General features: G+C 50.2%; 30 protein-coding genes and 1 pseudogene. 1 reads left to right on the top strand and 30 read right to left on the bottom strand.

Features of this window, described 5'->3' with window-relative positions; translation table 11 throughout:
- Window positions 1-32: 32 nt before the first annotated feature.
- The 27 genes from SPG90_RS22205 to rpsJ form a co-directional block, all read right to left on the bottom strand.
- Window positions 33-1022 carry a DNA-directed RNA polymerase subunit alpha gene (locus SPG90_RS22205; RefSeq protein WP_002919219.1) on the bottom strand — a complete coding sequence of 330 codons (990 nt, stop codon included), beginning with the start codon at window positions 1020-1022 and terminating at the stop codon, window positions 33-35.
- Window positions 1023-1047: 25 nt separating this feature from the next.
- Window positions 1048-1668 (bottom strand): 30S ribosomal protein S4, encoded by a 621-nt coding sequence (gene rpsD, locus SPG90_RS22200; protein WP_004868345.1) that lies wholly within the window; start codon window positions 1666-1668, stop codon window positions 1048-1050.
- 33 nt (window positions 1669-1701) lie between these two features.
- Window positions 1702-2091 (bottom strand): 30S ribosomal protein S11, encoded by a 390-nt coding sequence (rpsK, locus tag SPG90_RS22195; protein WP_003863312.1) that lies wholly within the window; start codon window positions 2089-2091, stop codon window positions 1702-1704.
- A 16-nt stretch (window positions 2092-2107) separates the two neighbouring features.
- Window positions 2108-2464, bottom strand: a complete 357-nt coding sequence (gene rpsM / locus SPG90_RS22190; protein WP_003863308.1) for a 30S ribosomal protein S13 — start codon at window positions 2462-2464, stop codon at window positions 2108-2110.
- A gap of 146 nt (window positions 2465-2610) precedes the next feature.
- Window positions 2611-2727, bottom strand: a complete 117-nt coding sequence (rpmJ, locus tag SPG90_RS22185) for a 50S ribosomal protein L36 (protein ID WP_000868187.1) — start codon at window positions 2725-2727, stop codon at window positions 2611-2613.
- 31 nt (window positions 2728-2758) lie between these two features.
- Window positions 2759-4090, bottom strand: coding sequence for a preprotein translocase subunit SecY (secY, locus tag SPG90_RS22180; protein WP_045405329.1), 1332 nt, complete (start codon window positions 4088-4090; stop codon window positions 2759-2761).
- Between the two features lie 7 nt (window positions 4091-4097).
- Window positions 4098-4532 carry a 50S ribosomal protein L15 gene (gene rplO, locus SPG90_RS22175; RefSeq protein ID WP_003863304.1) on the bottom strand — a complete coding sequence of 145 codons (435 nt, stop codon included), beginning with the start codon at window positions 4530-4532 and terminating at the stop codon, window positions 4098-4100.
- A gap of 3 nt (window positions 4533-4535) precedes the next feature.
- Window positions 4536-4715, bottom strand: coding sequence for a 50S ribosomal protein L30 (gene rpmD / locus SPG90_RS22170; RefSeq protein WP_003863301.1), 180 nt, complete (start codon window positions 4713-4715; stop codon window positions 4536-4538).
- A gap of 6 nt (window positions 4716-4721) precedes the next feature.
- Window positions 4722-5222, bottom strand: a complete 501-nt coding sequence (rpsE, locus tag SPG90_RS22165) for a 30S ribosomal protein S5 (RefSeq protein WP_003863299.1) — start codon at window positions 5220-5222, stop codon at window positions 4722-4724.
- Between the two features lie 14 nt (window positions 5223-5236).
- Window positions 5237-5590, bottom strand: coding sequence for a 50S ribosomal protein L18 (gene rplR / locus SPG90_RS22160; RefSeq protein ID WP_003863297.1), 354 nt, complete (start codon window positions 5588-5590; stop codon window positions 5237-5239).
- A gap of 9 nt (window positions 5591-5599) precedes the next feature.
- Window positions 5600-6133, bottom strand: a complete 534-nt coding sequence (rplF, locus tag SPG90_RS22155; RefSeq protein ID WP_003863296.1) for a 50S ribosomal protein L6 — start codon at window positions 6131-6133, stop codon at window positions 5600-5602.
- A gap of 12 nt (window positions 6134-6145) precedes the next feature.
- Window positions 6146-6538, bottom strand: a complete 393-nt coding sequence (gene rpsH / locus SPG90_RS22150; RefSeq protein WP_006178918.1) for a 30S ribosomal protein S8 — start codon at window positions 6536-6538, stop codon at window positions 6146-6148.
- A 30-nt stretch (window positions 6539-6568) separates the two neighbouring features.
- A complete protein-coding gene (gene rpsN / locus SPG90_RS22145) occupies window positions 6569-6874 on the bottom strand; it encodes a 30S ribosomal protein S14 (RefSeq protein ID WP_003863291.1) in 306 nt (101 codons plus the stop codon).
- 14 nt (window positions 6875-6888) lie between these two features.
- The gene (rplE, locus tag SPG90_RS22140; RefSeq protein WP_001096206.1) at window positions 6889-7428 is read right to left on the bottom strand and encodes a 50S ribosomal protein L5; all 540 of its coding nucleotides are present in this window, start codon (window positions 7426-7428) and stop codon (window positions 6889-6891) included.
- Between the two features lie 14 nt (window positions 7429-7442).
- A complete protein-coding gene (gene rplX / locus SPG90_RS22135; RefSeq protein ID WP_003863287.1) occupies window positions 7443-7757 on the bottom strand; it encodes a 50S ribosomal protein L24 in 315 nt (104 codons plus the stop codon).
- 10 nt (window positions 7758-7767) lie between these two features.
- The gene (rplN, locus tag SPG90_RS22130) at window positions 7768-8139 is read right to left on the bottom strand and encodes a 50S ribosomal protein L14 (RefSeq protein ID WP_002919748.1); all 372 of its coding nucleotides are present in this window, start codon (window positions 8137-8139) and stop codon (window positions 7768-7770) included.
- 166 nt (window positions 8140-8305) lie between these two features.
- Window positions 8306-8560, bottom strand: coding sequence for a 30S ribosomal protein S17 (gene rpsQ / locus SPG90_RS22125; RefSeq protein ID WP_008503489.1), 255 nt, complete (start codon window positions 8558-8560; stop codon window positions 8306-8308).
- Window positions 8560-8751, bottom strand: coding sequence for a 50S ribosomal protein L29 (gene rpmC / locus SPG90_RS22120; RefSeq protein WP_003863282.1), 192 nt, complete (start codon window positions 8749-8751; stop codon window positions 8560-8562). Before rpmC ends, rpsQ begins: the two co-directional genes overlap by 1 nt.
- The gene (gene rplP / locus SPG90_RS22115; protein ID WP_002919759.1) at window positions 8751-9161 is read right to left on the bottom strand and encodes a 50S ribosomal protein L16; all 411 of its coding nucleotides are present in this window, start codon (window positions 9159-9161) and stop codon (window positions 8751-8753) included. Before rplP ends, rpmC begins: the two co-directional genes overlap by 1 nt.
- A 12-nt stretch (window positions 9162-9173) precedes the next feature.
- Complete coding sequence (gene rpsC, locus SPG90_RS22110) at window positions 9174-9875, bottom strand: 30S ribosomal protein S3 (protein ID WP_000529945.1); 702 nt, start codon at window positions 9873-9875, stop codon at window positions 9174-9176.
- A 17-nt stretch (window positions 9876-9892) separates the two neighbouring features.
- On the bottom strand, window positions 9893-10225 hold the full coding sequence (gene rplV / locus SPG90_RS22105) for a 50S ribosomal protein L22 (protein WP_002919773.1): 333 nt from the start codon (window positions 10223-10225) through the stop codon (window positions 9893-9895).
- A gap of 14 nt (window positions 10226-10239) precedes the next feature.
- Complete coding sequence (gene rpsS, locus SPG90_RS22100) at window positions 10240-10518, bottom strand: 30S ribosomal protein S19 (RefSeq protein WP_001138117.1); 279 nt, start codon at window positions 10516-10518, stop codon at window positions 10240-10242.
- Window positions 10519-10534: 16 nt separating this feature from the next.
- Window positions 10535-11356: a 50S ribosomal protein L2 gene (gene rplB, locus SPG90_RS22095; RefSeq protein WP_000301859.1), complete on the bottom strand. Its 822-nt coding sequence runs from the start codon at window positions 11354-11356 to the stop codon at window positions 10535-10537.
- Between the two features lie 17 nt (window positions 11357-11373).
- Complete coding sequence (gene rplW, locus SPG90_RS22090; protein WP_000617546.1) at window positions 11374-11676, bottom strand: 50S ribosomal protein L23; 303 nt, start codon at window positions 11674-11676, stop codon at window positions 11374-11376.
- Entirely contained in the window at window positions 11673-12278 is a 606-nt protein-coding gene (rplD, locus tag SPG90_RS22085; protein WP_000424395.1) for a 50S ribosomal protein L4, read from the bottom strand. Before rplD ends, rplW begins: the two co-directional genes overlap by 4 nt.
- A gap of 10 nt (window positions 12279-12288) precedes the next feature.
- The gene (gene rplC / locus SPG90_RS22080; RefSeq protein ID WP_003863274.1) at window positions 12289-12918 is read right to left on the bottom strand and encodes a 50S ribosomal protein L3; all 630 of its coding nucleotides are present in this window, start codon (window positions 12916-12918) and stop codon (window positions 12289-12291) included.
- Window positions 12919-12950: 32 nt separating this feature from the next.
- On the bottom strand, window positions 12951-13262 hold the full coding sequence (gene rpsJ, locus SPG90_RS22075) for a 30S ribosomal protein S10 (protein WP_001181005.1): 312 nt from the start codon (window positions 13260-13262) through the stop codon (window positions 12951-12953).
- Between the two features lie 380 nt (window positions 13263-13642).
- On the opposite strand from rpsJ, the gene SPG90_RS22070 reads away from it, so the two are divergent.
- Window positions 13643-14116 (top strand): prepilin peptidase, encoded by a 474-nt coding sequence (locus tag SPG90_RS22070; RefSeq protein ID WP_045405331.1) that lies wholly within the window; start codon window positions 13643-13645, stop codon window positions 14114-14116.
- Here SPG90_RS22070 and bfr read toward each other — a convergent pair.
- The 3 genes and pseudogenes from bfr to tuf all read right to left on the bottom strand — a co-directional run.
- Window positions 14100-14576, bottom strand: coding sequence for a bacterioferritin (gene bfr, locus SPG90_RS22065; protein WP_008503492.1), 477 nt, complete (start codon window positions 14574-14576; stop codon window positions 14100-14102). The two genes, SPG90_RS22070 and bfr, sit on opposite strands and share 17 nt — an antisense overlap.
- Before the next feature lie 72 nt (window positions 14577-14648).
- The gene (gene bfd / locus SPG90_RS22060; protein WP_008503493.1) at window positions 14649-14843 is read right to left on the bottom strand and encodes a bacterioferritin-associated ferredoxin; all 195 of its coding nucleotides are present in this window, start codon (window positions 14841-14843) and stop codon (window positions 14649-14651) included.
- Between the two features lie 178 nt (window positions 14844-15021).
- Window positions 15022-15184: pseudogene (tuf, locus tag SPG90_RS22055) on the bottom strand (elongation factor Tu); the annotation flags it as partial.

The raw sequence follows: 15184 nt of genomic DNA, 5'->3' as shown, positions 1-15184 counted from the left end.
CCTTCTCAGTAAAACCTTAACCTGTGATCCGGTTACTCGTCAGCAATGCTTGCCGGTGGCCAGTTTTCCAGGCGCATGCCCAGAGACAGACCACGTGAAGCCAGCACGTCTTTAATCTCAGTAAGAGATTTTTTACCCAGGTTCGGCGTTTTCAGCAACTCAACCTCGGTACGCTGTACCAGATCACCGATATAGTGGATAGCTTCTGCCTTGAGGCAGTTAGCAGAGCGGACAGTCAACTCGAGATCGTCAACAGGGCGCAGCAGGATCGGATCGAATTCTGGTTTCTCTTCTTTCACTTCCGGCTGACGTACATCACGTAAGTCAACGAAAGCTTCCAGTTGTTCTGCCAGGATGGTTGCCGCACGACGAATCGCCTCTTCAGGATCGATTGTGCCGTTGGTTTCCATTTCGATGACCAGCTTGTCCAGGTCGGTACGCTGTTCTACACGCGCTGCTTCAACATTGTAGGCAATACGCTCTACAGGGCTATAGCATGCGTCGACCAGCAGACGGCCGATTGGGCGCTCATCTTCTTCCGAATGAATTCGGGCAGAAGCCGGCACATAACCACGACCGCGCTGAACTTTGATACGCATGCTAATAGCTGCGTTCTCATCGGTCAGGTGGCAGATCACGTGCTGCGGCTTGACGATTTCAACATCACCGTCATGGGTGATGTCGGCTGCAGTCACAGGGCCAATGCCAGATTTATTCAGAGTAAGAATAACTTCATCTTTACCCTGAACTCTCACCGCCAGCCCTTTCAGGTTGAGCAGGATTTCAAGGATATCTTCCTGAACGCCTTCTTTGGTGCTGTACTCATGAAGTACACCATCAATCTCAACCTCGGTCACCGCGCAACCCGGCATCGATGAGAGCAGAATACGGCGCAGTGCGTTACCCAGAGTATGGCCAAAGCCACGCTCTAAAGGCTCAAGGGTCACCTTGGCGTGCGTCGAACTCACTTGCTCGATATCTACCAGGCGCGGTTTTAGAAACTCTGTCACAGAACCCTGCATTGTGTCCTCTCTTTGGTACTAAGCTTTACTTGGAGTAAAGCTCGACGATCAGGTGTTCGTTAATGTCCGCAGACAGATCAGAACGTTCTGGCTGACGCTTGAACGTACCTTCCATCTTGCCAGCATCAACTTCCAGCCAGGTTGGCTTTTCACGCTGCTCAGCCAGCTCCAGAGCGGCCTTCACGCGAGATTGCTTTTTCGCTTTCTCACGAATGCTAACAACGTCATTCGCTTTAACCTGATAAGAAGCGATGTTAACAACACGACCGTTTACCATGATTGCTTTGTGGCTAACCAGCTGACGTGATTCAGCACGAGTAGCGCCGAAGCCCATACGGTATACAACGTTGTCCAGACGACCTTCCAGCAGAGCCAGCAGGTTTTCACCTGTGTTGCCTTTCAGACGTGCTGCTTCTTTATAGTAGTTACGGAACTGACGCTCCAGCACACCGTACATACGGCGAACTTTTTGCTTTTCACGCAACTGCACACCATAGTCAGACAGACGCGGTTTACGCGCACCGTGCTGGCCAGGAGCTTGTTCAATTTTACACTTGGTATCGATCGCGCGAACGCCAGACTTAAGGAATAAGTCGGTGCCCTCACGACGGCTCAGCTTGAGCTTAGGACCCAAATATCTTGCCATTTTCTATCTCCAACTAACCTAAAAAACGGAGCGTTATACGCGACGTTTTTTCGGCGGACGACAACCGTTATGAGGGATCGGAGTCACATCAGTAATATTCGTGATGCGGAAACCAGCGGCGTTCAGAGCGCGAACAGTAGATTCACGACCCGGACCCGGACCTTTAACCATAACTTCCAGATTCTTGATGCCGTATTCTTTTACGGCTTCTGCACAACGCTCTGCTGCAACCTGAGCTGCGAACGGAGTGGATTTGCGAGAACCACGGAAACCGGAACCACCGGCTGTTGCCCAACCCAATGCGTTACCCTGACGATCAGTAATAGTAACGATGGTGTTGTTGAAAGAAGCATGGATATGAGCCACGCCGTCAGAGACTTGTTTTCTTACACGTTTACGTGCACGAACTGGTGCCTTTGCCATTATTCAATCACCCCGATTATTTCTTGATCGGTTTGCGCGGACCCTTACGGGTACGTGCGTTGGTCTTAGTACGCTGACCGCGCACTGGCAGACCACGACGATGACGCAAACCGCGATAGCAACCAAGATCCATCAGGCGCTTGATGCTCATGCTGATTTCACGGCGCAGATCACCTTCAACGACAAATTTGGCAACTTCGTCACGCAGCGTGTCGATTTGTTCTTCAGACAGCTCACTGATCTTAACATCTTCAGCGATACCCGCTGCAGCCAGAATGGCTTTAGAACGGGTCTTGCCGACGCCGTAGATCGAAGTTAATGCGATCACAGCATGTTTCTGATCAGGAATGTTAATGCCTGCTATACGGGCCACTATGCACTCCTACTATTTAATATGTACGCACCATGCTGAAAAGCCCGTTTTCAGGATACTCAAATGGAAACGTACAGACATACAAAAGATTGGCTGGCTAATCTAGCCAGCTCAACCCAACTTTGCAAGAAAAATATGCGAAATAATCAGCCTTGGCGCTGTTTATGCTTCGGCTCGGCACTGCAAATCACACGGATGACACCATCACGCTTTACGATTTTGCAGTTACGGCATAATTTCTTGACGGAAGCACGAACTTTCATTTTTACTCTCCGTAACTTCTCAGGCGACCATTTAGCGGCCGTAGCCTTTCAGGTTCGCCTTCTTCAATGCAGACTCGTACTGACTGGACATCATCAGAGTTTGCACTTGAGCCATAAAGTCCATAATCACGACAACAACGATAAGCAGTGAGGTCCCACCGAAGTAGAACGGTACTTTCATTGCATCACGCATGAACTCCGGGATCAGGCAGATAAAAGTAATATAAAGCGCACCAACCAAAGTCAGACGAGTCATTACTTTATCGATATACTTCGCCGTTTGCTCTCCCGGACGAATTCCTGGTACAAATGCACCGGACTTCTTCAGGTTATCTGCTGTTTCACGCGGGTTGAAGACCAACGCCGTGTAGAAGAAACAGAAGAAGATGATCGCAGACGCATAGAGTAACACATAAAGTGGTTGCCCAGGCTGCAAATACAGCGAAATTGTTGTCAGCCAGTTCCAACCAGTACCGCCCCCGAACCATGACGCGATGGTCGCCGGGAACAGAATAATACTGGAAGCGAAGATAGCCGGGATAACCCCCGCCATGTTCACTTTCAGCGGTAAATGTGTGCTCTGTGCAGCATAGACACGACGACCCTGCTGACGTTTAGCGTAGTTCACCACAATGCGGCGTTGACCACGTTCAACGAAGACAACAAAGAACGTCACTGCAAATACTAATACTGCAACCAACAGCAACAGGAGGAAGTGCAGGTCGCCTTGACGCGCTTGCTCGATAGTATGGGCGATGGCTGGCGGGAGGCCCGCAACAATACCGGCGAAGATAATGATAGAGATACCGTTACCGATACCACGCTCAGTAATCTGTTCGCCGAGCCACATCAGGAACATAGTCCCTGTGACCAGACTTACAACAGCGGTGAAGTAGAATGCAAAGCCCGGGTTTAACACCAGGCCCTGCATACCAGGCATATTCGGCAAACCGGTAGCAATACCGATCGACTGGAATATTGCCAGCACCAGAGTACCGTAACGGGTGTACTGACTAATCTTACGACGTCCAGACTCCCCTTCTTTCTTCAACTCTGCCAGGGTCGGATGAACGACCGTCAGCAGCTGGATAATAATTGATGCCGAAATGTACGGCATAATACCCAATGCGAAGATAGAAGCACGGCTGAGAGCACCACCAGAGAACATGTTGAACATTTCAATGATGGTGCCTCGCTGTTGCTCAAGCAGTTTGGCAAGTACAGCGGCATCGATACCAGGGATCGGAATAAAAGAGCCAATACGGAACACAATCAGCGCGCCGATAACAAACAGCAGTCTGCGTTTCAGCTCGCCAAATCCACCTTTGGCACTTTGAAAATCTAATCCCGGTTGCTTAGCCATCTGCTACTTATTCCTCAATTTTACCGCCAGCAGCTTCGATAGCAGCACGAGCACCTTTAGTAACACGCAGGCCACGAACAGTTACCGGAGTAGACACTTCACCAGCCAGGATCACTTTCGCGAACTCGATCTGGATACCGATAATGTTTGCTGCTTTCAGCGTGTTCAGGTCTACAACGCCGCCTTCAACTTTCGCCAGGTCAGACAGACGGATTTCCGCTGTGATCGCTGCTTTGCGAGAAGTGAAGCCGAACTTCGGCAGACGACGGTACAGTGGCATCTGGCCACCCTCGAAACCGCGACGTACGCCACCGCCAGAACGAGAGTTCTGACCTTTGTGACCACGACCACCGGTTTTGCCGAGGCCAGAACCGATACCACGACCCAGGCGTTTACCCGCCTTTTTAGAGCCTTCGGCCGGAGACAGAGTATTTAAACGCATCTCTTACTCCTCAACTTTAACCATGAAGTAAACCGCGTTGACCATACCACGAACAGCAGGAGTATCCTCGCGCTCAACGGTATGACCAATACGACGCAGACCCAGGCCAAGCAGCGTTGCCTTGTGTTTCGGCAGACGACCGATTGCACTGCGGGTTTGAGTGATTTTAATAGTCTTTGCCATGGTCAATTACCCCAGAATTTCTTCAACGGATTTACCACGCTTGGCAGCGACCATTTCTGGAGAATTCATATTTTCCAGGCCATCAATAGTTGCACGAACCACGTTGATCGGGTTAGTGGAACCATATGCTTTGGCCAGAACGTTATGAACCCCAGCAACTTCCAGAACGGCGCGCATTGCACCACCGGCGATGATACCGGTACCTTCTGAAGCTGGCTGCATGAATACACGAGAACCCGTGTGAACACCTTTAACTGGGTGCTGCAGGGTGCCGTTGTTCAGCGCGACGTTAATCATATTGCGACGGGCTTTTTCCATCGCTTTCTGGATCGCTGCTGGAACTTCACGCGCTTTACCGTAACCAAAACCAACGCGACCGTTACCATCGCCTACTACAGTCAGAGCTGTGAAGGAGAAAATACGACCACCTTTAACGGTTTTAGATACGCGGTTTACCGCGATCAGCTTTTCCTGCAGTTCGCCAGCCTGTTTTTCGATGTGAGCCATCTTACACCTCTACCTTAGAACTGAAGGCCAGCTTCACGGGCAGCATCTGCCAGTGCCTGGACACGACCATGATATTGGAACCCGGAACGGTCAAAGGAAACATTGCTGATGCCTTTTTCCAGAGCGCGTTCAGCAACAGCTTTACCTACAGCTGCAGCGGCGTCTTTGTTACCGGTGTACTTCAATTGTTCTGAGATAGCTTTTTCTACAGTAGAAGCAGCTACCAGAACTTCAGAACCGTTCGGTGCAATTACCTGTGCGTAAATATGACGCGGGGTACGATGTACCACCAGGCGAGTTGCACCCAGCTCTTTGAGCTTGCGGCGTGCGCGGGTCGCACGACGGATACGAGCAGATTTCTTATCCATAGTGTTACCTTACTTCTTCTTAGCCTCTTTGGTACGCACGACTTCGTCGGCGTAACGAACACCCTTGCCTTTGTAAGGCTCAGGACGACGGTAGGCGCGCAGATCTGCTGCAACCTGACCGATCAGCTGTTTATCAGCGCCTTTCAGCACGATTTCAGTTTGAGTCGGACATTCTGCAGTGATACCGGCCGGCAGCGGATGCTCAACAGGGTGTGAGAAGCCCAGAGACAGGCCTACTGCATTCCCTTTGATAGCTGCACGATAACCTACACCAACCAGCTGAAGCTTTTTAGTGAAGCCTTCGGTAACACCAACAACCATTGAGTTCAGCAGGGCACGCGCGGTACCAGCCTGAGCCCATCCATCCACGAAACCATCACGTGGACCGAAGGTCAGAGCGTTATCTGCATGTTTAACTTCAACAGCTTTGTTGAGGGTACGAGTCAGCTCGCCGTTTTTACCTTTGATCGTAATAACCTGACCGTCGATTTTAACATCAACGCCGGCAGGAATAACGACCGGTGCTTTAGCAACACGAGACATTCTTTCCTCCGATTAGGCTACGTAGCAGATAATTTCGCCACCAAGACCAGCCTGGCGCGCTGCACGATCAGTCATAACACCTTTAGAGGTAGAAACAACTGCGATACCAAGACCAGCCATAACTTTTGGCAGCTCATCTTTTTTCTTATAGATGCGCAGACCTGGGCGGCTGACACGCTGAATGCTTTCTACAACAGCTTTACCCTGGAAATACTTAAGAGTAAGTTCCAGTTCCGGCTTGGTGTCGCCTTCAACTTTAAAATCTTCGATAAAACCTTCTTCCTTCAGCACGTTGGCAATTGCCACTTTCAGCTTGGCGGAAGGCATGGTGACCGCAACTTTGTTCGCGGCCTGACCGTTACGGATACGGGTCAGCATATCCGCGATCGGATCTTGCATGCTCATCTGTCTTTACTCCCGTGATTCAATTGGTAATTACCAGCTAGCCTTTTTCAAGCCTGGCACTTCACCGCGCATAGCGGCTTCACGCAGTTTGATACGGCTCAACCCAAACTTGCCCACATAACCATGTGGACGACCTGTTTGACGACAGCGGTTACGCTGACGAGACGGGCTGGAATCACGCGGCAGAGACTGCAGCTTGAGAACCGCATTCCAACGATCTTCGTCGGAAGCGTTCACATCAGAAATGATCGCTTTCAGTTCAGCGCGTTTAGCGAAGAATTTATCAGCTAAAGCTACGCGCTTTACTTCGCGTGCTTTCATTGATTGCTTAGCCATTCAGTAACCCTACCTTACTTGCGGAACGGGAAGTCAAAGGCAGCCAGCAGAGCACGGCCTTCTTCGTCAGATTTCGCAGTAGTGGTAATGGTAATATCCAAACCACGCACGCGGTCGACTTTATCGTAGTCGATTTCTGGGAAGATGATCTGCTCACGGACACCCATGCTGTAGTTACCACGACCGTCGAAAGACTTAGCGGACAAGCCACGGAAGTCACGGATACGTGGAACAGCAATAGTGATCAGGCGCTCAAAGAACTCCCACATGCGTTCGCCACGCAGAGTTACTTTACAGCCGATCGGATAGCCCTGACGGATTTTGAAGCCTGCAACAGATTTGCGTGCTTTGGTGATCAGCGGTTTTTGACCGGAGATTGCTGTCAGGTCAGCTGCTGCGTTATCCAGCAGTTTCTTGTCAGCGATCGCTTCACCAACACCCATGTTCAGGGTGATCTTCTCGACCCGAGGGACTTGCATGACAGAATTGTAGTTAAACTCAGTCATGAGTTTGTTAACTACTTCGTCTTTGTAGTAATCATGCAGTTTCGCCATCGTACTACTCCAAATTACTTGATAGTTTCGCTGTTAGACTTGAAGAAACGGACTTTTTTGCCGTCTTCGAATCTAAAGCCTACACGGTCAGCCTTGCCGGTAGCCGCATTGAAGATTGCAACGTTAGAAACCTGAATAGCAGCTTCTTTTTCAACGATGCCACCTGGTTGGTTCAGGGCCGGAACCGGCTTCTGATGTTTCTTAACCAGGTTGATACCTTCAACGACAAGTTTGCCGGAAGACAGAACATTTTTTACTTTACCGCGTTTACCTTTATCTTTACCGGTTAACACGATAACTTCGTCATCACGACGGATTTTCGCTGCCATGATTCGCTCCTTAGAGTACTTCTGGTGCCAGAGAGATAATTTTCATGAACTTCTCAGTACGAAGTTCACGAGTTACCGGCCCAAAGATACGCGTGCCGATAGGCTGCTCGCTGTTATTGTTTAAAATAACGCATGCATTACCATCGAAGCGAATGACAGAACCGTCAGGGCGACGAACACCCTTCTTGGTGCGCACCACTACCGCCTTCAGCACATCACCTTTTTTGACCTTACCACGTGGAATTGCTTCCTTGATGGTGATCTTGATGATGTCGCCTACGCCTGCGTAGCGACGGTGCGAGCCACCCAGAACCTTGATACACATTACGCGACGTGCACCGGAGTTGTCGGCGACGTTCAGCATAGTCTGTTCTTGGATCATTTTAGTGCTCCGCTAATGTCAACTACTACCTGAGACTCTAAAATCAGAGCCGTTAAAAAGCCCCATATCGAGGGCGCGGCATTATAACACCGCTTCTGCAATATGGGTAGAAAAAATAAACGGCTCATCGCTGAGCCGTTTATTCGTATTGAGAAGGCGTACTGTATTACAGAACCGCTTTCTCTACAACGCGAACCAGCGTCCAGGACTTAGTCTTGGACAGTGGACGGCATTCACGGATTTCAACCTTGTCGCCGATACCACATTCGTTGTTCTCGTCATGTACGTGCAGTTTGGTCGTACGCTTGATGAATTTACCGTAGATCGGGTGTTTCACAATACGTTCGATAGCTACAACAATGGATTTCTCCATTTTGTCGCTAACAACACGACCTTGCAGAGTACGGATTTTATCGGTCATTACGCACCCGCCTTCTGAGTCAGTAAAGTCTTAACGCGTGCAACATTGCGACGCACTTGCTTCAGCAGGTGAGTCTGTTGCAGCTGGCCACTTGCAGCCTGCATACGCAGGTTGAACTGCTCACGCAGCAGGTTCAGCAGCTCAGCGTTCAGCTCTTCAACGCTTTTTTCACGCAGCTCTTTTGCTTTCATTACATCACCGTCTTAGTTACAAAGGTGGTTTTGATAGGCAGTTTCGCTGCTGCCAGGCCGAAGGCTTCACGGGCCAGCTCTTCCGGAACACCGTCCATTTCATAAAGGACTTTGCCCGGTTGGATCAAGGCAACCCAGTACTCCACGTTACCTTTACCTTTACCCATACGAACTTCCAGTGGCTTCTCGGTGATCGGTTTGTCCGGGAATACACGGATCCAGATCTTACCTTGACGCTTAACTGCACGGGTCATTGCACGACGTGCTGCTTCGATCTGACGTGCAGTCAGACGACCACGGCCAACAGCTTTCAGACCGAAAGTGCCGAAGCTAACATCCGTACCCTGCGCCAGACCACGGTTGCGGCCTTTGTGCACTTTACGGAATTTTGTACGCTTTGGTTGTAACATCAGCGACGCTCCTTATTTACGGCCTTTACGCTGCTGCTTTTTAGGTTGAGCAGCCGGTTTTTCCGGTTGTTCAACAGCAGCCATACCACCCAGGATCTCACCTTTGAAGATCCATACCTTAACGCCGATTACACCGTAAGTGGTGTGCGCTTCAGAGGTGTTGTAGTCGATGTCAGCACGCAGAGTGTGCAGCGGTACGCGACCTTCGCGGTACCATTCGGTACGTGCGATTTCCGCGCCGCCCAGACGGCCGCTAACTTCAACTTTGATACCTTTAGCGCCCAGACGCATTGCGTTCTGTACAGCACGCTTCATAGCACGACGGAACATAACACGACGTTCCAGCTGTGAAGTGATGCTGTCAGCAACCAATTTAGCGTCCAGTTCAGGCTTACGAACTTCAGCGATATTGATCTGTGCAGGAACGCCAGCGATATCCGCTACGACCTTGCGCAGTTTTTCTACGTCTTCGCCTTTCTTACCGATAACGATGCCAGGACGAGCAGTGTGAATAGTCACACGGATGCTCTTCGCTGGACGCTCGATAACGATACGAGATACAGACGCTTTAGCCAGTTCCTTAGTCAGGTACTGACGTACTTTAAAATCGCTGTCCAGGTTGTCAGCGAATTCTTTGGTGTTCGCAAACCAGGTAGAGTTCCATGGTTTTACAATACCCAGGCGAATACCATTAGGATGTACTTTCTGACCCATTGCTAGTCTCCAGAGTCTCAGCGATCGGACACAACCACAGTAATGTGGCTGGTGCGCTTCAGGATGCGATCTGCACGACCTTTCGCACGCGGCATAATGCGCTTCATGCTTGGGCCTTCATCTACGAAAATTTTCGCGACTTTCAGATCGTCGATGTCAGCGCCATCGTTGTGTTCAGCGTTAGCAATGGCAGATTCCAGTACTTTCTTGACCAATACCGCAGCTTTCTTGTTGGTATAGGTCAGGATGTCCAGGGCCTGCGACACTTTCTTACCGCGAATCAGGTCAGCAACAAGGCGAACCTTCTGAGCAGAAGAACGAGCATGGCGATGTTGAGCTAAAGTTTCCATCTCTTCCTCCTACCTTATTTCTTCTTCGCTTTTTTATCAGCAGCGTGGCCGCGATAAGTACGAGTCGGTGCGAATTCACCCAGTTTGTGACCAACCATTTCGTCGGTAACAAAGACTGGAACGTGCTGACGACCATTATGGACAGCGATGGTCAAACCGATCATGTTAGGAAAGATCGTTGAACGACGGGACCAAGTGCGCAGGGGCTTCTTGTCTCCGCTTTCCACCGCTTTCTCTACCTTCTTCAGCAAGTGCAGGTCAATAAAAGGACCTTTCTTGAGAGAACGTGGCATGGCTTATCCTCTAAAATTATTTGCTACGGCGACGTACGATAAATTTATCAGTACGCTTGTTGCTGCGGGTCTTCTTACCTTTGGTCTGAACGCCCCACGGAGTTACCGGGTGCTTACCAAAGTTACGACCTTCACCACCACCATGTGGGTGGTCGACTGGGTTCATCGCAGTACCGCGAACGGTAGGACGAACACCACGCCAGCGTGCAGCACCTGCTTTACCCAGAACGCGCAGCATATGCTCAGCATTGCCAACTTCGCCCAGAGTAGCGCGGCAGTCTGCTTCGACTTTACGCATTTCACCAGAACGCAGACGCAGGGTGACATAAGCACCATCACGAGCAACGATCTGAACGTAAGTACCAGCGGAACGTGCCAGCTGACCGCCTTTACCTGGTTTCATTTCTACGTTATGAACGGTAGAACCAACCGGGATATTGCGCATCGGCAGGGTGTTGCCTGCTTTGATTGCAGCATCAACGCCAGACTGAATCTGGTCGCCAGCTTTCAGGCCTTTAGGGGCCAGGATGTAACGGCGTTCGCCGTCTTTGTACAGAACCAGCGCGATGTTCGCGGAACGGTTCGGATCGTACTCAAGACGTTCAACAACTGCTGGGATACCGTCTTTGTTGCGTTTGAAGTCAACAATACGATAAGCCTGCTTGTGGCCACCACCGATGTGACGAGTGGTGATACGGCCATTGTTGTTACGACCACCGGATTTGCTGTTTTTTTCCAGCAACGGAGCAAAAGGTTTGCCCTTGTGCAGCTCAGGGTTAACCACTTTAACTACGTGGCGACGACCCGGAGATGTCGGTTTACATTTAACAACTGCCATTGTATTACTCCTCCGACTTACTCAGCGCCGCCAACGAAGTCCAGGTTCTGGCCTTCTTTAAGGGTGACGTAAGCTTTTTTCCAGTCGCTACGACGACCGATACGCTGTCCGTGACGTTTAACTTTCCCTTTAACTACCAGGGTGTTAACGACTTCGACTTCGACTTCAAACAGTTTCTGCACAGCAGCTTTGATCTCTGCTTTGGTCGCGTCTTTAGCAACTTTGAGAACGATGGTGTTTGTTTTTTCCATCGCAGTAGACGCTTTTTCAGAAACGTGCGGTGCGCGAAGCACCTTCAGCAGACGTTCTTCACGAATCATGCCAGCATCTCCTCAACTTGCTTAACAGCATCAGCAGTCATTACGACTTTGTCGAAGGCGATCAGGCTAACCGGGTCGATACCAGTCGCATCGCGTACGTCAACCTTATGCAGGTTACGTGCGGCCAGGAACAGGTTCTCGTCCAGCTCACCGGTGATGATCAGCACATCTTCCAGAGCCATGTCTTTCAGTTTCTGTGCCAGCAGCTTAGTTTTAGGCGCTTCAACAGAGAACTTCTCGACAACGATCAGACGATCCTGACGTACCAGTTCGGACAGGATGCTTTTCAGCGCGCCGCGGTACATCTTTTTGTTAACTTTTTGACTGTGGTCCTGTGGACGCGCAGCGAAGGTCACGCCACCTGAACGCCAGATCGGGCTCTTGATAGAACCTGAACGCGCACGGCCGGTACCTTTCTGGCGCCATGGCTTTTTGCCAGAACCAGTTACTTCAGCACGAGTCTTCTGAGCACGAGTACCCTGACGAGCACCAGCTGCATAAGCAACAACAACCTGGTGAACCAGCGCTTCGTTGAAATCACGACCGAAGGTAGTTTCGGAAACAGTCAGCGCGCTCTGCGCGTCTTTCAATACTAATTCCATTGCTATCCCCTTACGCCTTCACAGCTGGTTTAACGATCAGGTCGCTACCGGTTGCACCCGGAACTGCACCTTTAACCAGCAGCAGGTTGCGCTCAGCGTCAACACGTACTACGTCCAGGCTCTGAACGGTTACACGTTCGTTACCCAGCTGACCTGCCATTTTCTTGCCTTTGAACACTTTGCCCGGAGTCTGGTTCTGACCGATAGAACCCGGAACGCGGTGAGACAAGGAGTTACCGTGGGTAGCGTCCTGGGTACGGAAGTTCCAGCGCTTAACGGTACCAGCAAAACCTTTACCTTTAGAGGTACCGGTTACGTCAACTTTTTTAACGTCAGCAAACAGCTCAACGCTAATGTCCTGACCTACGGTGAACTCTTCGCCTTCAGCAAGACGGAATTCCCACAGACCACGGCCAGCTTCTACGCCAGCTTTAGCGAAGTGACCCGCTTCTGGTTTGGTTACACGGTTAGCTTTTTTAGCACCAGTGGTAACCTGAATAGCGCGGTAGCCATCGTTAGCCAGATCTTTAACCTGAGTAACGCGGTTTGCTTCAACTTCGATTACGGTTACTGGGATAGAAACGCCATCTTCAGTGAAGATGCGGGTCATACCCACTTTTTTACCGACTAAACCAATCATTGTTTCAACCTCTCAATCGCTCGATGACCTGATTAACCCAGGCTGATCTGCACGTCTACACCGGCAGCCAGATCCAGACGCATCAGAGCATCAACGGTTTTCTCAGTTGGCTCAACGATGTCAACCAGACGCTTGTGAGTGCGGATTTCGTACTGATCGCGCGCGTCTTTGTTGACGTGCGGAGAGATCAGAACGGTGAAGCGCTCTTTGCGGGTCGGCAGCGGGATCGGACCACGGACTTGCGCACCAGTGCGCTTAGCAGTCTCGACGATTTCCGCGGTTGATTGATCGATCAGACGATGATCAAACGCTTTAAGGCGGATACGGATTCTTTGGTTCTGCATGAGACCAGAGCTCCAATTATTTTATAAACGAAAATGATTACTCCTCAAACCCATTACGATTGATGGGAGAGTGTAACCGTTCTTACGTAGCTCCCCAATTGGGAGCATTGTTGAGTAACAAAATGAGCTACTCTGGTTCTGATTGAACCCGCCGTCAATTACGACAAGCCCGCGCATTATACGTAAATCTGGACAAGACGCAAGTGCCGTTTAGAAATTAAGCGCCAGAGGCGCAGTATGGGTAAGGGCGCGCAACTTTTTACGCAATGTATCCCTTCTCAAGGCTTTGTCTCGAGCCCCTACGCAAGTGTCGTTTTTATAGATTGCCGACCAGGCCGATTATAGCGAGGATGCGCTCAAACCCCTTTGAGGCCTTTGCCATGTTAACCACCCTCCTCTTTTTGCTGATCTATTTTTCGCTGACTGCCTTTCTTGTACATGCGGATATTCGCTACGGACTGCTTCCCGATAAATTTCTCTGCCCGCTGCTATGGGCGGGCCTGCTCTTCCAGCTCTGTGTCCAACCTGATTTTCTGCCAAGTGCAGTGGTGGGTGCGATGGCTGGATATGTCGGCTTTGCCGTTATTTACTGGGGATATCGGTTTATCTGCCGGCGTGAAGGGATGGGATACGGCGATGTAAAATACCTGGCGGCGCTTGGTGCGTGGCATGGCTGGTGCATAGTGCCTACGCTGGCGTTACTCGCTGCGCTTATGGCTCTACTTAGCATTCTTGTGTTTTCGTTACTCACCGGCGATAAGGGAGCATTAAAAAACCCACTGCCTTTTGGGCCATTTCTGGCAGCAGCGGGTTTATGCGTAGGCTGGAAGACGGTGGTTACTCTTCCACTTTAATCTGCGACTGAAGGTAGTTCTGCAGACCGATTTTAGCAATCAGATCCAGCTCCGTTTCCAGCCAGTCAATATGACCTTCTTCATCGGCCAGGATCTGAATCATCATATCGCGACTGACGTAGTCATGTACGCTGTCGGCATAGGCAATGGCTTCACGGAGATCTTTGGCACCTTCAAGTTCCAGCCTGAGGTCGGAACGCAGCATCTCTTCGACATCTTCTCCGATGCCCAGCTTTCCGAGATCCTGCAGGTTTGGAATGCCTTCAAGGAATAAAATACGCTCGATATATTTATCAGCGTGCTTCATTTCATCGATCGATTCATGGTACTCAACGTCGTTCAGACGTTTAAGCCCCCAGTTTTTGAACATTCTCGCGTGAAGAAAGTACTGGTTAATTGCGACAAGCTCATTTCCCAATAATTTATTGAGATAACTTATGATTTTAACATCACCTTTCATTATATAGTCCCTCCGCTTCCACTCATTGAAGCGTAGATCGGGCTACAGGGATGTCAAAAAAAAGATGGACGCTTACGCGATCTCTTTGTATTCCGGGATCTGCATCAATTCGTCCTGCATGATCTCTCGCGCAGCACGTACACATTTACCGCATTGATTTCCCACTGGAACAAATTTGCGTAGCTGCTGAAATGACTGAGGCTGAAACTGACGAACGGCCTGACGTATTTTCTTGTCGCTTACACCATTACATAAACAAACGTACATAGAGACTCCCGTTCAAATTATGCGCAAAGTGTAAGTGAGAATGGTTATGATTACAATAGCACAAACGCCACAATACGGGGCGGGAGCCGGCAAAAAATGCGTAATTTTGTGACAGTACCGGAGTGGTAGAAAACAAAAAAGGACGCCGAAGCGTCCTTTTTTATTCGGGGATAATTAATTAGCCCAGAACTTTAGCAACAACGCCCGCGCCAACGGTACGGCCGCCTTCACGGATTGCGAAACGCAGACCGTCGTCCATCGCGATTGGGTGGATCAGAGTCACAACCATCTTGATGTTGTCGCCTGGCATTACCATCTCAACGCCTTCTGGCAGTTCGATG

This window comes from Enterobacter sp. D2 (genome assembly GCF_034427575.1).
In the GTDB taxonomy this organism is placed as follows: Bacteria; Pseudomonadota; Gammaproteobacteria; order Enterobacterales; family Enterobacteriaceae; genus Enterobacter; species Enterobacter cloacae_M.
This window is presented reverse-complemented; position numbering and strand designations above follow the sequence as displayed.

Excerpts from the sequence above, each read along its gene's own strand:
- rpsC (WP_000529945.1), bottom strand. The coding sequence starts at position 9,875 with ATGGGTCAGAAAGTACATCCTAATGGTATTCGCCTGGGTATTGTAAAA.
- rpsK (WP_003863312.1), bottom strand. The coding sequence starts at position 2,091 with ATGGCAAAGGCACCAGTTCGTGCACGTAAACGTGTAAGAAAACAAGTC.
- rplV (WP_002919773.1), bottom strand. The coding sequence starts at position 10,225 with ATGGAAACTTTAGCTCAACATCGCCATGCTCGTTCTTCTGCTCAGAAG.
- bfr (WP_008503492.1), bottom strand. The coding sequence starts at position 14,576 with ATGAAAGGTGATGTTAAAATCATAAGTTATCTCAATAAATTATTGGGA.
- rplB (WP_000301859.1), bottom strand. The coding sequence starts at position 11,356 with ATGGCAGTTGTTAAATGTAAACCGACATCTCCGGGTCGTCGCCACGTA.
- rplN (WP_002919748.1), bottom strand. The coding sequence starts at position 8,139 with ATGATCCAAGAACAGACTATGCTGAACGTCGCCGACAACTCCGGTGCA.
- rpsE (WP_003863299.1), bottom strand. The coding sequence starts at position 5,222 with ATGGCTCACATCGAAAAACAGGCTGGCGAACTGCAGGAAAAGCTGATC.
- rplC (WP_003863274.1), bottom strand. The coding sequence starts at position 12,918 with ATGATTGGTTTAGTCGGTAAAAAAGTGGGTATGACCCGCATCTTCACT.
- rplX (WP_003863287.1), bottom strand. The coding sequence starts at position 7,757 with ATGGCAGCGAAAATCCGTCGTGATGACGAAGTTATCGTGTTAACCGGT.
- rpmC (WP_003863282.1), bottom strand. The coding sequence starts at position 8,751 with ATGAAAGCAAAAGAGCTGCGTGAAAAAAGCGTTGAAGAGCTGAACGCT.
- rplP (WP_002919759.1), bottom strand. The coding sequence starts at position 9,161 with ATGTTACAACCAAAGCGTACAAAATTCCGTAAAGTGCACAAAGGCCGC.
- rplW (WP_000617546.1), bottom strand. The coding sequence starts at position 11,676 with ATGATTCGTGAAGAACGTCTGCTGAAGGTGCTTCGCGCACCGCACGTT.
- rpsJ (WP_001181005.1), bottom strand. The coding sequence starts at position 13,262 with ATGCAGAACCAAAGAATCCGTATCCGCCTTAAAGCGTTTGATCATCGT.
- rplD (WP_000424395.1), bottom strand. The coding sequence starts at position 12,278 with ATGGAATTAGTATTGAAAGACGCGCAGAGCGCGCTGACTGTTTCCGAA.
- SPG90_RS22205 (WP_002919219.1), bottom strand. The coding sequence starts at position 1,022 with ATGCAGGGTTCTGTGACAGAGTTTCTAAAACCGCGCCTGGTAGATATC.
- rpmD (WP_003863301.1), bottom strand. The coding sequence starts at position 4,715 with ATGGCAAAGACTATTAAAATCACTCAAACCCGCAGTGCAATCGGTCGT.
- rplR (WP_003863297.1), bottom strand. The coding sequence starts at position 5,590 with ATGGATAAGAAATCTGCTCGTATCCGTCGTGCGACCCGCGCACGCCGC.
- rpsH (WP_006178918.1), bottom strand. The coding sequence starts at position 6,538 with ATGAGCATGCAAGATCCGATCGCGGATATGCTGACCCGTATCCGTAAC.
- rpmJ (WP_000868187.1), bottom strand. The coding sequence starts at position 2,727 with ATGAAAGTTCGTGCTTCCGTCAAGAAATTATGCCGTAACTGCAAAATC.
- rpsQ (WP_008503489.1), bottom strand. The coding sequence starts at position 8,560 with ATGACCGATAAAATCCGTACTCTGCAAGGTCGTGTTGTTAGCGACAAA.
- SPG90_RS22070 (WP_045405331.1), top strand. The coding sequence starts at position 13,643 with ATGTTAACCACCCTCCTCTTTTTGCTGATCTATTTTTCGCTGACTGCC.
- rpsN (WP_003863291.1), bottom strand. The coding sequence starts at position 6,874 with ATGGCTAAGCAATCAATGAAAGCACGCGAAGTAAAGCGCGTAGCTTTA.
- bfd (WP_008503493.1), bottom strand. The coding sequence starts at position 14,843 with ATGTACGTTTGTTTATGTAATGGTGTAAGCGACAAGAAAATACGTCAG.
- rplO (WP_003863304.1), bottom strand. The coding sequence starts at position 4,532 with ATGCGTTTAAATACTCTGTCTCCGGCCGAAGGCTCTAAAAAGGCGGGT.
- secY (WP_045405329.1), bottom strand. The coding sequence starts at position 4,090 with ATGGCTAAGCAACCGGGATTAGATTTTCAAAGTGCCAAAGGTGGATTT.
- rplF (WP_003863296.1), bottom strand. The coding sequence starts at position 6,133 with ATGTCTCGTGTTGCTAAAGCACCGGTCGTTATTCCTGCCGGCGTTGAT.
- rpsS (WP_001138117.1), bottom strand. The coding sequence starts at position 10,518 with ATGCCACGTTCTCTCAAGAAAGGTCCTTTTATTGACCTGCACTTGCTG.
- rpsD (WP_004868345.1), bottom strand. The coding sequence starts at position 1,668 with ATGGCAAGATATTTGGGTCCTAAGCTCAAGCTGAGCCGTCGTGAGGGC.
- rplE (WP_001096206.1), bottom strand. The coding sequence starts at position 7,428 with ATGGCGAAACTGCATGATTACTACAAAGACGAAGTAGTTAACAAACTC.